The sequence below is a fragment of the Pseudomonas sp. RIT-PI-r genome (assembly GCF_001297015.1).
Taxonomy (GTDB): Bacteria; Pseudomonadota; Gammaproteobacteria; order Pseudomonadales; family Pseudomonadaceae; genus Aquipseudomonas.
The window spans coordinates 105,769-119,082 of record NZ_LIGE01000043.1; the positions used below are offsets into that span (position 1 = coordinate 105,769).

The 13,314-nt window shown below is 58.7% G+C and carries 12 protein-coding genes and 1 rRNA gene; 6 read left to right on the plus strand and 7 right to left on the minus strand.

Annotated elements, in window-relative coordinates; genetic code table 11:
- Nucleotides 1-66: 66 nt before the first annotated feature.
- Complete coding sequence (gene pdxB / locus AK821_RS26175; RefSeq protein ID WP_064392839.1) at nucleotides 67-1,209, minus strand: 4-phosphoerythronate dehydrogenase PdxB; 1,143 nt, start codon at nucleotides 1,207-1,209, stop codon at nucleotides 67-69.
- A 212-nt stretch (nucleotides 1,210-1,421) separates the two neighbouring features.
- Between pdxB and AK821_RS26180 the strand changes: the two genes are divergently transcribed.
- Nucleotides 1,422-2,831 carry an MATE family efflux transporter gene (locus tag AK821_RS26180; protein WP_064392840.1) on the plus strand — a complete coding sequence of 470 codons (1,410 nt, stop codon included), beginning with the start codon at nucleotides 1,422-1,424 and terminating at the stop codon, nucleotides 2,829-2,831.
- Between the two features lie 137 nt (nucleotides 2,832-2,968).
- On the opposite strand, the gene tusA is transcribed toward AK821_RS26180, so the two are convergent.
- Nucleotides 2,969-3,220, minus strand: coding sequence for a sulfurtransferase TusA (tusA, locus tag AK821_RS26185; RefSeq protein ID WP_007910424.1), 252 nt, complete (start codon nucleotides 3,218-3,220; stop codon nucleotides 2,969-2,971).
- A gap of 166 nt (nucleotides 3,221-3,386) precedes the next feature.
- Nucleotides 3,387-4,460, minus strand: coding sequence for a 23S rRNA (cytidine(2498)-2'-O)-methyltransferase RlmM (gene rlmM, locus AK821_RS26190; protein ID WP_064392841.1), 1,074 nt, complete (start codon nucleotides 4,458-4,460; stop codon nucleotides 3,387-3,389).
- A 222-nt stretch (nucleotides 4,461-4,682) separates the two neighbouring features.
- Here rlmM and acnA point away from each other — a divergent pair, with 222 nt between their 5' ends.
- Nucleotides 4,683-7,424 (plus strand): aconitate hydratase AcnA, encoded by a 2,742-nt coding sequence (acnA, locus tag AK821_RS26195; RefSeq protein WP_064392842.1) that lies wholly within the window; start codon nucleotides 4,683-4,685, stop codon nucleotides 7,422-7,424.
- A 347-nt stretch (nucleotides 7,425-7,771) separates the two neighbouring features.
- Here acnA and AK821_RS26200 read toward each other — a convergent pair whose 3' ends face one another.
- Together AK821_RS26200 and AK821_RS26205 are read right to left on the minus strand one after the other, a co-directional pair.
- Nucleotides 7,772-8,572: an aminoglycoside phosphotransferase family protein gene (locus AK821_RS26200; RefSeq protein ID WP_064392855.1), complete on the minus strand. Its 801-nt coding sequence runs from the start codon at nucleotides 8,570-8,572 to the stop codon at nucleotides 7,772-7,774.
- Nucleotide 8,573: 1 nt separating this feature from the next.
- Nucleotides 8,574-9,062, minus strand: coding sequence for an SRPBCC family protein (locus AK821_RS26205; protein WP_016983720.1), 489 nt, complete (start codon nucleotides 9,060-9,062; stop codon nucleotides 8,574-8,576).
- Between the two features lie 143 nt (nucleotides 9,063-9,205).
- Between AK821_RS26205 and AK821_RS26210 the strand changes: the two genes are divergently transcribed.
- The 4 genes from AK821_RS26210 to AK821_RS26225 all read left to right on the plus strand — a co-directional run bounded on the left by AK821_RS26210 (nucleotide 9,206) and on the right by AK821_RS26225 (nucleotide 11,036).
- A complete protein-coding gene (locus tag AK821_RS26210) occupies nucleotides 9,206-9,496 on the plus strand; it encodes a hypothetical protein (protein WP_064392843.1) in 291 nt (96 codons plus the stop codon).
- A 52-nt stretch (nucleotides 9,497-9,548) separates the two neighbouring features.
- Nucleotides 9,549-9,953, plus strand: coding sequence for a lysozyme inhibitor LprI family protein (locus tag AK821_RS26215; RefSeq protein ID WP_064392844.1), 405 nt, complete (start codon nucleotides 9,549-9,551; stop codon nucleotides 9,951-9,953).
- Between the two features lie 128 nt (nucleotides 9,954-10,081).
- Entirely contained in the window at nucleotides 10,082-10,282 is a 201-nt protein-coding gene (locus tag AK821_RS26220) for a helix-turn-helix domain-containing protein (RefSeq protein WP_152974196.1), read from the plus strand.
- Nucleotides 10,283-10,364: 82 nt separating this feature from the next.
- A complete protein-coding gene (locus tag AK821_RS26225) occupies nucleotides 10,365-11,036 on the plus strand; it encodes a hypothetical protein (protein ID WP_064392846.1) in 672 nt (223 codons plus the stop codon).
- 56 nt (nucleotides 11,037-11,092) lie between these two features.
- On the opposite strand, the gene mrdA is transcribed toward AK821_RS26225, so the two are convergent.
- Nucleotides 11,093-12,985, minus strand: coding sequence for a penicillin-binding protein 2 (mrdA, locus tag AK821_RS26230; RefSeq protein WP_064392847.1), 1,893 nt, complete (start codon nucleotides 12,983-12,985; stop codon nucleotides 11,093-11,095).
- 225 nt (nucleotides 12,986-13,210) lie between these two features.
- Nucleotides 13,211-13,314 (minus strand): 5S ribosomal RNA (gene rrf / locus AK821_RS26235); the annotation flags it as partial.

Consider the following 13,314-nt stretch of genomic DNA (forward strand, 5'->3'; position numbering starts at 1 on the left):
TCCCACATGGACCTCTGAAGATCTCCTGTGGGAGCGAGCCTGCTCGCGAAAGGGCCGACCCGGTTTCTAGACGGCCACCGCCCCCAGCGCCGCCACGATCTTCGCCAACGCCGGCGAATGCCCCTCAATCCGCACCTTCAGCCCTTCAATCTCGCGCCGCACCGGATACTGCTTGCGCAACACATCAAACGCCGCACGCTGCTCGCCGACATTACCTACAAGGCTGCGGCGAAAATCCGCATCATCGCGGCGCGGGTCGTACACGCCACGGCACAACATCGCAAGCGCCCAGGCCGGATCGCTCTCGGCGTGCAGGGAAACTTCCGACAACCACGGTGCCGGTAGCAGGTCACTGAGCTGGATGCTCGCGGGCTGACCGATAAATTCACAGTACGCCTGATAGATCTGCGCCGTGCCGCGCTGTTTGCCATCGAGGCTGTAACCGGCGATGTGCGGTGTGGCCAGTACACAGAGTTCGGCCAGGGCCACATCGACTTCGGGTTCGGCCTCCCAGACATCCAGAACGGCCTGCAGGTCTTCACGCTCCAACAACACTTCGCGCAGGGCCACGTTATCCACCACCGGACCACGGGCCGCGTTGATCAGCCAGGCGCCCGGTTTGAGTTGCTGTAAACGTTGCTGATCAAACAGATGCCAGGTCGCGCCATCACCGCTACGGGTCAGCGGTGTGTGCAGACTGATCACATCGCACTGTTCGATCACCTCTTCAAGGCTGACGTAATCACCGCCCTCGGCAGCCTGACGCGGCGGATCGCAGACTTTCACATTCCAGCCCAGGCCCTTCAAGACCTGGATCAGTCGACCGCCCACTTCACCGGCGCCGATAACGCCGTAGGTGCGTCGCGTCAGATCGACGCCTTCGATTTCAGCCAGCGTCATCAAACTGCCCAGCACGTAATCGACCACGCCGCGGGCGTTGCAACCGGGTGCGCTCGACCAGACGATGCCCGCCTCGTTGAAGTAATCCAGATCCAGGTGATCGGTGCCAATGGTGCAGGTGCCGACAAAACGCACCTTGCTGCCCTCAAGCAGCGCACGATTGACGTTGGTTACCGAACGCACCAGCAACACATCGGCCTGTTCGACCGAGGCACGGTCAATCGAGCGGCCAGGCACGCGGCGAATCTCGCCGAAACCGGCAAAAAAAGCGTCGAGCAGCGGGATATTTTCGTCGGCAACAATCAGCATGGCGGGCTCCTTGGGCGGATAACCAGTTTAACGGCAGGAGCTGCCGCAGGCTGCGATCTTTTGCTGTTGATCTAAAAAAACAACGTCAAAAGATCGCAGCCTGCGGCAGCTCCTAGAGGTTACAAATGCGCAACAGAGGATTTTTCCTGACCAAGGCGTCAGCGGCGTAGAATGCGGCGCCTTGCGCATCAACCTCTGTGGACGCTTTGCCTGTGAATTCCGTAACTGACCAACCTGTCGCCACCTCCCTCACCCGCCCAGCGCGGATTCGCCTGGAGTTCAAGAACCTGCTCGCCCTGGCGCTGCCGATCATCATCGCGCAACTGGCGACCACGGCCATGGGCTTCGTCGATGCAGTGATGGCAGGCCGTGTCGGGCCAAAAGATCTGGCGGCGGTGGCGTTGGGCAACTCGATCTGGGTGCCGGTGTTTCTGCTGATGACCGGAACATTGCTGGCAACCACGCCGAAAGTCGCCCAGCGTTTTGGCGCTGGCAGCCACAGCGAAATCGGCCCGCTAGTGCGTCAGGCGCTGTGGCTGGCGCTGGTGGTCGGGCTGATCGCGACGGCGATGCTGGTGGCCGCCGAGCCGGTGTTGCACTTGATGAAGGTCGACCCGGAGCTGATCGGCCCGTGCATGCAATACCTGCACGGCATCGCCAGCGGTCTGCCGGCCGTGGCGTTCTATCATGTCCTGCGCTGCACCAGTGACGGCATTGGCCGTACCCGCCCGGCCATGGTGTTGGGTCTGTGCGGCCTGGCACTGAACATTCCGCTGAACTACATCTTCATTTATGGCCACTTCGGCGTCCCAGCGATGGGCGGTGTTGGTTGCGGCTGGGCCACGGCGATTGTGATGTGGGTGATGGCATTGGGGCTGGCCGGGTATGAGCGCTGGGCGCCGGCCTACCGTTCCAGCGAAATTTTCAGCCGTTTCGACTGGCCACAATGGGCAGTGATCAAACGACTGCTGGCAATTGGTCTGCCGATCGGTATCGCGGTGTTTGCCGAGTCGAGCATTTTCGCGGTGATTGCGCTGTTGATCGGCAGCCTCGGTGCCACCGTGGTCGCCGGGCACCAGATTGCGCTGAACGTCAGCTCACTGGTGTTCATGATTCCGTATTCGCTGGGCATGGCCGTTACCGTGCGCGTCGGTCAGGCGCTGGGCCGCGAAGAACCACGCGAGGCACGCTTTGCCGCTGGCGTCGGTATGGGCACCGCGCTGGCCTACGCCTGCCTGTCGGCGAGCATGATGCTGTTGCTGCGCGAACCGATTGCGGCGATCTACACCGCTGACCCGACGGTGATTCACATTGCGGCGATGCTGATTGTGTACTCGGCGCTGTTCCAGTTTTCCGACGCGATCCAGGTCACCGCTGCCGGCGCGCTGCGCGGTTATCAGGACACGCGAGTGACGATGATCCTGACCCTGTTCGCCTATTGGGGCATTGGTTTGCCAGTGGGCTACGCCCTCGGTCTGACCGATTGGCTCGGTGAACCACGCGGCCCGAGCGGTTTGTGGCAGGGTCTGATCGTTGGCCTGAGCTGTGCGGCGTTGATGCTGTCGATCCGTCTGACGCGCAGCGCGCGCAAACGTATTCGGATCAGTCGCTCGGCGGGCTAAACCCTTTAAACCGGGACAAAAAATGTGGGAGCCAGCCTGCTGGCGAATGCGGTGTATCAGTCGCCATCAATAGTGACTGAGATACCGCTTTCGCGAGCAGGCTCGCTCCCACATTTGGTTTTGCGCTCGCCTGGGGCTCAGGCGTGTTTCTTGCGAATCCAGTACAGGTAAGTACCAGCCTCTTCGTGTTGGCTCACCAACTCATGGTCGAGAAACACGCAAAACTTGGGGATGTCGCGTTTGGTCGACGGGTCGGTGGCGATCACCTTGAGCAGGCCGCCGGGTACCAGATCACGGATGTGTTGGTGCAGCATCATCACCGGTTCCGGGCAATTAAGGCCGGTGGCGTCGAGGGTGCCGTCGACCGGGGTATCGATCATTTCACTCATGATTCACTCCTGAAACTGGCCGGCATTGTCGCGCACTGCCGGGTGTTCGGTCATCTATAGCTTTAATCCACACCCTGTGCAGGAGCTGCCGAAGGCTGCGATCTTTGCTTTTTAAGATCAAGAGATCGCAGCCTTCGGCAGCTCCTACACAGGGTATTGCGGTGTTTTAGCGGGATTTGGTTTTTTTGATGTCGTGACGGCGCAAGTGGCAGGTCACTTCCTCGCGGTCGTGATACAGCTGCTTGCAGCCGATATCGACCTTGATCCCGCGCGCTTTGAAGCCATCGGCGATGCGCTCAAGCAAACGCTTCACTTCGGCATACCGCTGCTTCATCGGCAACTTCAGATTGACCACCGCCTCGCGGCAATGGCCCTCGCCGATCCACTCTTCGAGCATCGCCGCGTTGCGCGCCGGTTTCTCGACGATGTCGCAGACCATCCAGTCCACCGGTTGCTTGGGCTTGAAGGTGAAACCGTCGGCCATCAAATGCTGCACCAGACCGGTGTCCATCAGGCTTTCAGCCATCGGGCCGTTGTCGATGGCGGTCACCAGCATGCCGCGGTTGACCAGTTGCCAGGTCCAGCCGCCCGGTGCGGCGCCAAGGTCGACGCCGGTCATGTCGCTGTGCAGGCGATCTTCCCACTGATCACGCGGGATGAAGTGGTGCCACGCTTCTTCCAGCTTCAGCGTCGAACGGCTCGGCGCTTCACGGGGGAACTTCAGGCGCGGAATGCCCATCGGCCACATCGCTGAGTTGCCGGCATCGGCCATACCCAGAAACACTTCGCGACCGCTCTTGAAGGTCAGCAGCAGACGCGGCTTGTTCGCGTCCTCCACCAGTTTGCCGGCGGCGGTCAGTGCCTTGCGCAGCGGGCCTTCGAATTTCTTGCAGAAGTTCGACAGTTCCTTGCCGTCATTGGTGTCGACGACCTCCAGCCACAGGCTGCCGCACACCGGGAACTCGGCCATGTGCGCGAGGATCACGCTGATGCGATCGGTTTCCGGCAGATCGATGAAGACGCCGCGCGCCCATTGGCGCGGGAAGATCAGTTCGGCAAAACGCTGACCGCGCATCAGGCGCTCGGCGCCGTCTTCTTCGGTGCAGACAAACTCGGCGCACGCGGTGGCCGCTTTGGCCTTGGCGTAGCCAGCCACGTTGAGTTGGGCGGCGAGGTCGGAAATCTCCGAACAGACTTCGCCTTCGAAGCCTGGCCGGCAATGCATGAATAGGGTGTTCATTCTTACTCCTGGGCAGCGGGCGATCATTCGGCCCCTGCGCGATGTCCAGACCTTGCGTTGCAGCAAAGCCTGTCACGAAAACCGGCGCATGATAGCCGATGTCGGAACCTTGGACTTGCCCATAGAGTCCAGTTATTAGCCAGCTAATGAAAACAGGGCTACGTTGATAGCTCTGCCCGTCCCCTCAATCCGTAGCCGTGCGGATTCAAAGGAGTGATCGTAATGCCGTCCCTCGATAGTCTGAAGACCCTTAAAACACTGCAAATCGACGACAAGACCTACCATTACTTCAGTTTGCCGGACGCCGCCAAAAGCCTGGGCGATCTCGACAAGCTGCCAATGTCGCTGAAAGTCCTGCTGGAAAACCTGCTGCGCTGGGAAGATGAAAAAACCGTCACCGGCGCTGACCTCAAGGCGATTGCCGCGTGGCTCAAGGAGCGCCGCTCCGACCGCGAGATTCAATACCGCCCGGCCCGGGTATTGATGCAAGACTTTACCGGCGTTCCCGCCGTGGTTGACCTTGCCGCCATGCGTGCAGCGATGGCCAAGGCCGGTGGCGATCCGCAGCGAATCAACCCGCTGTCACCGGTGGATCTGGTGATCGACCACTCGGTGATGGTCGACAAATTCGCCACGCCGAGCGCTTTCGAGCAGAACGTCGACATTGAAATGCAGCGCAACGGCGAACGTTATGCGTTCCTGCGTTGGGGCCAGAGCGCTTTCGACAACTTCAGCGTGGTGCCGCCGGGAACTGGCATCTGCCATCAGGTCAACCTTGAATACCTCGGCCGAACGGTGTGGACCAAGGATGAAGACGGCCGTACTTACGCATTCCCCGACACGCTGGTCGGCACCGATTCCCACACCACCATGATCAACGGCCTCGGCGTGCTCGGCTGGGGCGTTGGCGGGATCGAGGCGGAAGCGGCGATGCTCGGGCAACCGGTGTCGATGCTGATTCCCGAGGTGATCGGTTTCAAACTCACCGGCAAACTCAAGGAAGGCATCACCGCCACCGACCTGGTACTGACCGTCACGCAGATGCTGCGCAAGAAAGGTGTGGTGGGCAAATTTGTCGAGTTCTACGGTGACGGCCTCGCCGACCTGCCACTGGCTGACCGCGCAACCATCGCCAACATGGCCCCGGAATACGGCGCGACGTGCGGTTTCTTCCCGGTCGACGACGTGACACTGGAATACCTGCGTCTGTCCGGGCGCCCGCCAGAAGTGGTGAAACTGGTCGAGGCGTACACCAAGGCTCAAGGCCTGTGGCGTCTGCCCGCTCAGGAACCGGTATTCACCGACAGCCTGGCGCTGGACATGGGCAGCGTCGAAGCGAGTCTGGCCGGGCCGAAACGTCCGCAGGATCGCGTCTCGCTGCCGAACGTACCGCAAGCCTTCAGCGATTTCATCGATCTGCAATTCAAACCCACCAGCAAGGAAGAAGGCCGCCTGGAAAGCGAGGGCGGTGGCGGCGTGGCAGTGGGCAACGCCGATCTGGTCGGTGAAACCGATTACGAATACGAAGGCCACACCTATCGCCTGAAAAACGGCGCGGTGGTCATTGCTGCGATCACTTCATGCACCAACACCTCCAACCCGAGCGTGATGATGGCTGCTGGCCTGCTGGCGAAAAAAGCCGTTGAGAAAGGCCTGACGCGTAAGCCGTGGGTGAAGAGTTCGCTGGCACCGGGGTCGAAAGTGGTTACCGATTACTACATGGCTGCGGGATTGACGCAATACCTCGACCAGCTCGGTTTTTCACTGGTCGGCTATGGCTGCACCACTTGCATCGGCAACTCGGGACCGCTGCCCGAACCAATCGAGAAGGCCATCCAGAAAGCCGATCTCACCGTCGCGTCGGTACTCTCCGGCAACCGTAACTTCGAGGGCCGCGTCCACCCGTTGGTGAAAACCAACTGGCTGGCCTCGCCACCGCTGGTAGTCGCGTATGCCTTGGCTGGCAGCGTGCGCAGCGATATCAGCAGCGAACCGCTGGGCGAGGACAAACAGGGCAATCCGGTGTATCTGCGCGATATCTGGCCCTCGAGCAAAGAGATCGCCGATGCGGTCAGTCAGGTCAACACGGCAATGTTCCACAAGGAATACGCCAAAGTGTTTGCCGGCGATGAACAGTGGCAGGCCATCGAGGTGCCGCAAGCGGCGACATACGTGTGGCAGGACGATTCGACCTACATTCAGCATCCGCCATTCTTTGACGATATTTCCGGCCCGCTGCCGGCAATCAAGGACGTCAAAGGTGCGCGGGTATTGGCCCTGCTGGGTGACTCGGTGACGACCGACCACATCTCCCCTGCCGGTAACATCAAGGCCGACAGCCCGGCCGGGCGTTATCTGCGTGAAAAAGGTGTCGAGCCGCGGGACTTCAACTCCTACGGCTCACGCCGTGGCAACCATGAAGTGATGATGCGCGGCACCTTCGCCAACATCCGTATCCGCAATGAAATGCTCGGCGGCGAGGAAGGTGGCAATACGATCTACATTCCTACCGGTGAGAAACTGGCGATCTACGATGCGGCGATGAAGTATCAGGCCTCGGGCACGCCACTGGTGGTGATTGCCGGCCAAGAATACGGCACCGGTTCCAGTCGTGACTGGGCGGCCAAGGGCACCAATCTACTCGGGGTGAAAGCGGTGATCGCCGAAAGCTTCGAGCGAATCCACCGCTCCAACCTGGTGGGCATGGGCGTGCTGCCATTGCAGTTCAAGCTCGATCAGAACCGCAAGAGTCTCAACCTGACGGGCAAGGAGACCTTTGAGATCCAGGGCCTGACCGGCGTCGAGCTGACACCGCGGATGAATCTGCCGCTGGTGATCACCCGTGAGGACGGGGGTCAGGAGAAAATCGATGTGCTGTGCCGGATCGATACGTTGAATGAGGTGGAGTACTTCAAGTCAGGCGGGATTTTGCATTACGTCCTGCGCCAGTTGATCGCCTCGTAACGCATGCCCCATGTAGGAGCTGCCGCAGGCTGCGATCTTTTGATCCAGATCTTGGTTTAAAAAAACAAGATCAAAAGATCGCAGCCTGCGGCAGTTCCTGCAGGGGGATTGTGCTTTTCTGGGGGCGAAAAAAAACCCGCCGAAGCGGGTTTTTCCCAAGACCATTATCGACTCCCTGTCGGCAGCGATCCTTGCATATGGTCGATCATCCGTGATCCTGAAACACTCCCTGTGTCTCAGTTGATGTGTGTAGGTTACGCAGTGGATCCAATCGGCAATAGTCGTAAAAGCTACCAGCGCGTGTAAGACATTCGCCATAGCAGCCCTTCCGAAAACCCCTAGACGTGTCAGGCATCGAGCATGGACGCCGCGATCTGCGCGACTTTCAGCTGCCCCGAGGCCTGCTCCAATGCGTCATCCTCCAGAAACCACGCTGCCGACAACCCGGCGAACGCCAGCACCCATTGCAGCAGCCTTCGACGATCAAGCCCGGCAGCCTCGACAATTACCTCCAGTTGCCGGCGAAAGCGCTGGGGATCGGTGGCCGTCGGCAGATCCGGGTTGCAAATCAGGTTGGCGTAGTCAAAGCCGCGTTCGCCCCTGACCCGCTTTGGATCAATCGCCAACCAGCCACGCGATTCGAAATCCAGAACATTGTCGTGATGCATGTCGCCGTGCAGCACCACCACGTCCTGTGGAGCGGCGAACAAGGCTTCGGCGGTTTGCAGGCTCAGGTCGTAGAGGCCGCCATGTTGGACAGCAGCGATTCGCAACGAAGCGAACCATGGCCCCAGTTCGACCAGTGGCGGCGATCGCATCGGACGGGGTGCATGCAATCGCGCCAGCGCCGAACACAAAATCCGGCTCGCCTCGTCGTCCTCGCCATGCATTGCCATGTGCATCAGCGAGCGCCGGCCCATGGCACGCTCCATCAGCAGGCCATCTTCATGATGCGCCAAGACTTGCGCAGCACCGTCACCGTCCCACCAGGTCATCAACCGGTTGCCGTGCTTTTCGTCATTATCCATTGCCACTTTAAGCATGGCTGGCGTGGCGCCAAGGCGTACCGGCAGCAGTCGGCTGCCGGGCGTGATGATCGGCGCGCCGTCCGTCACTAAAGACCACCGCGTCAGCCAGGGTTCGAAAATATCAGCCACCGTCGCGCTCGCGAGCCTTGGCACTTTCGGCGAGAAATTGTTCGAGCCGGCTCAACTGCTCCTCCCAGCCACGACTGTCCATGAAATACGCCTCTTTCTGGCGCACATCGGGGATATGCGCAAAACCCGACTCGGAAACCTTTAGCAGTGTGCCGTCCTCGTAATCCTGCAACTCGAACTTGACCAGCGTGGTCGGCTCTTGGGAATAGTCGATCTTCGGATTCACCGCATACGGATGCCAGCGAAACGAAAACAACTGCTGCGGCTCGACCCGCTCGATCAGCACATTCCACAACACATGTTCATAACCCGGATACGTGACCTGCCCTTGTGTCCATTCACCGGCAATGAACCGCCTGCCCTCCAGCGCCACACCAAACCACTGGCCAAACGCCTCGGCATCGACCAATGCACGCCAGACATGAGAACGCGTCGCTTTGAGCGTGATTTTGCGTTCGAAACTATTGGGTACTGGTTTCATACGTCACCTCCTGTTCTGAACACTAGGCTTGTATGACCACATGTCCAATGTGAAGTTGTATCAAGGAGCTATTTGGTCACGGGTGCCACACGGAGTTGCGTCTAGACTCAAGGGTCAATTCATCGGATACAGGAAAACCCCACATGCGGCTGACGCACCTCTTTCTGTGGACAGCCCTGCTGACGCTGTCTGCTTGCGTGACATCTGTCGATCACTGGAGCAAACCCGGTGCGACCCAGGCGACCATCGATCACGATAAAGCCGAGTGCCAATATCAGGCCAAATCGGCAACCGCCAGTTACAGCAGCGCACCGTCGGACAAAAGCATGTCAGCGGCAGTCGGTGCCGGGGTGGGTGATGGCATTGTGGTGGCTGAGAAACAGATCGACCTGACCAATGACTGCATGCGCCTGCGCGGTTACAGCGGTAGTTGAACCTGATCGCTACAATGCATGGCAATCCTGATACCAAGAGTGAGATCACAAAATGTCCCCACGCCGGTTGCTGGCCCTGACGCCATTACTATTCCCCTCCCTCGCCCACGCCGCCGTCGACTGCGCCAACGCCAGCGATCAGGCGACGATGAACCAGTGCGCCGGGCAGGATTTCAAAGCGGCGGATAAAGAGTTGAATGCGGTTTATCAGCAGATTACCGAGCGGTTGAAGGACAACCCTGATGGCAAAAAACTGTTGGTCAGTGCACAGCGGGCGTGGGTCGGGTTTCGTGATGCGGAGTGCAAGTTTTCAGCATCAGGAGTGACGGGCGGGAGTGTTTATCCGTTGATTTACAGCAATTGCCTGACTGGGGTAACAAAAGTGCGGGTTGAGGCGCTGAAGGAGTATTTGAAGTGTGAGGAAGGTGACATGAGTTGCCCGGTGCCGGGGGCCTGAGTTTTGCGGCGATTTTTAAGGGCCTCTTCGCGAGCAAGCCCGCTCCCACATTGGAATGCATTTCAACATCTGGGAGCGGGCTTGCTCGCGAAGGCGTCAGAACAGCCGCCACAAATTACCGGAATAAAATTATCGTCCGCCTTGACGTTGTCATGGCCACGCAAAAAATTCGCTCGAAAGAGCTAGCCAGCCTGCTGGGCATCACCGCGGCCAACTTGTCATTACTGAAGAATGGCAAGGTCAAGGGCGTGAAGATGGCCACTCTGGACAAACTCAGTGCAGCACTCGATTGCCAGCCAGGTGATCTGCTGGAATTCCAGAAAGACTGATCCTTGCGCACCAGCGCAATTAATTGTCGCCAGTCTCCATCGTTTAACTCTTATTCAATCCTTAGTACAAGGCTGCTTTTTCATGACCCGCTTTTTATTCTGCGCGCTGTTTTTACTGACAGCGGTGATCAGCGGCTGCGCCACTCAAATGGACGTAGCGCTGAATGCGACACCTGATCCGGATTATCATTTTGACCGAAAGGCGACCGTGCTCGTGACGTCTGCCGGCGGCAGCGACGAAAACGCGCTTAACGCCCGCTACTATCTGCGCGACATGGTGAATGCACTGAAAGACATGGGCTACCAGCAGGTTTACACCGATGTCAGTCTGCCGAAGAACCACGCGCCGATAAAAATGACCATCAGCCTCGACATTGGTAGCCGACAAGTGACCTACCGTTATACCGCTACCGATTACGGGCAGGTGCCGACCAGCACCTCTACCGTGTGCAAGAACAGCAAGAAAAAAGACGATCGACTCAATTGCACGAGTACACCAAACACAACCTATGGCCCGATAGGTACCTCGGAGCGCACCGGTTACACCACGCTCAGTACCTTTATTGCCACCGCACGCGATGAAGTCAGTAAGCGACCGGTCTACCTGCTCCGCGCTTCGTCCTATAACGAAGACTGCCAGGCAACCAAGGTCGAAGACTTTCTGGTGGAGCAAGGCTTGCAGAACCTGAACTTCGAGGACCGTGTGCAGCGCAACTATACCGTCACGATGCCCGAAGGTTATCGTTGCAAATAGGCATTTCACAGCACCGGCGGAGCTTGCACGAGCCGGTACTGTGAAGCTGTTGACGATTAAACGTGCGGGTCACCCGGCGCTTTGGTCGGCGCCGCGTATTGCGGCTTGAGATGGCCGTCCTGATCGAGTAACCAGGCGTCCATGATCTGCCGCACCACCGGGCCTGCAACACGGCCACCGGCCTCGCCGTTTTCGATCATCACCGAAATGGCGATCTTCGGATGCTCCGCCGGGGCGAAACCGACGAACAAGGCGTTGTCACGGTGGCGTTCCAGGGTTTTCTCACGGTTGTAGCGCTCGCCCTGCTTGATCGCCACCACTTGCGCAGTGCCGCTCTTGCCAGCGATGCGGTATTGCGCACCCGCCGCTGCTGCACGGGCAATACCACGAGCGTCGTGCATCACCATCTGCATACCATGATTGACCTGCTCCCAATCACGTGGATCCTTGAGCAGGATGTTCGGCATTGGATTTTCATCGACCGGTGCTATGCCATCGACCGTCTTGGCCAGGTGCGGACGGTTCCACACGCCTTTGTTGGCGATCAGCGCAGTAGCTTGGGCCAGTTGCAATGGCGTGACCTGCATGTAGCCCTGACCGATACCGAGGATCACGGTTTCGCCCGGGAACCATGCTTGTCGACGCGTCGCACGCTTCCACGCCTGAGATGGCATCAGGCCAGGCGATTCTTCGAACATGTCCAGCGACACTTTTTCACCGAGGCCGAACATCGCCATGTAGTCGTGCAGGCGATCGATGCCGAGCTTGTGCGCGAGATCATAGAAGTAAGTGTCGTTGGATCGCATGATCGCCGCGTCCATATCTACCCAGCCGTCACCACTGTGGTTCCAGTTGCGGTACTTGTGATCGAAGTCCGGCAGTTGGTAGTAGCCCGGGTCGAAGACGCGGGTCTGCGGTGTTACCACACCGGCATCGAGACCAGCAATCGCAACTTCCGGCTTGATCGTCGAGCCCGGCGCGTAGAGGCCGCGCAGCACGCGGTTGAACAGCGGCCGATCAATCGAGTCGCGCAGCGCCGAGTACTCTTTGGAGCTGATGCCGGTGACGAACAGGTTCGGATCAAAACTCGGGTTGCTGACCATCGCCAACACTTCGCCTGTAGACGGATCGAGCGCGACTACCGAGCCGCGACGATCACCGAGTGCTGCCTCCGCCGCTTCCTGCAGTTTGACGTCGAGGCTCAGGACGATGTTCTTGCCGGGTACCGGATCGGTGTGTTTGAGCACGCGCAATACGCGACCTTGGGCGTTGGTCTCGACCTCCTCGTAACCGACGTGACCGTGCAGTTGCGCCTCATAGAAACGTTCGATACCGGTTTTACCGATGGATTGCGTGCCGCGGTATTCAACCGAGTCGAGGCTTTTGGATTCTTTTTCGTTAATCCGGCCAACGTAGCCGATCGAGTGAGCGAAATGTGCTCCAAGCGGATAGTGGCGCACGAATTGGGGTTCGACATCGAAACCCGGCAAGCGGAACTCGTTGACCGCGAGGACGGCAATCTGCTCTTCCGTCAGCTCGTAAAACAGCGTTACCGGCGTGAACGGATGGCGAGACTGCTTCATCGCCTTATCGAAGACTGTACGGTCTTCCGCAGGTAAATGCAGGAGATTGATAACCTCGTCCAGCTCATGGTTGACGTCAGTCGCTCGTTCACGCGTGAAGGTCAAGTTGTAACTGGGGCGGTTATCAGCCAACAACACGCCATTGCGGTCGTAGATCAGACCACGTGTTGGCGGAATCGGCAGGACATGAACACGGTTGTTTTCGGAGATGGTCGAGTGGTAGTCGAATTCCACCACTTGCAGGATATACAGCCGCACCACCAGGGCACAGCTGACGGCGAAGACGAACAAGGCGCAGGCGATCAATCGTTTGTTGACCAGACGCGTTTCTTTTTCGTGATCCTTGATCGGAATTGGTTCAGGCATTTCTACAGCAACTCTTTGACATAAATGAGTGCCGATCCGTGGGCATGACATCAGTCCGTTAAAAAACGAGCTGCACCATACCAAAAACAGCCCGGTCACTTCATTACGATTTCCCCCTATGGCTGCTCGTGCGACGGCTGGGATAGTCATGGAAAGCGTTCAAAAACTTTTTCGCGGGCAAAACAAAACCCCAACTGCTTTCGCAATTGGGGTTTCGGAATTTAATCTTGACGATGACCTACTCTCACATGGGGAAACCCCACACTACCATCGGCGATGCATCGTTTCACTGCTGAGTTCGGGATGGGATCAGGTGGTTCCAACGCTCT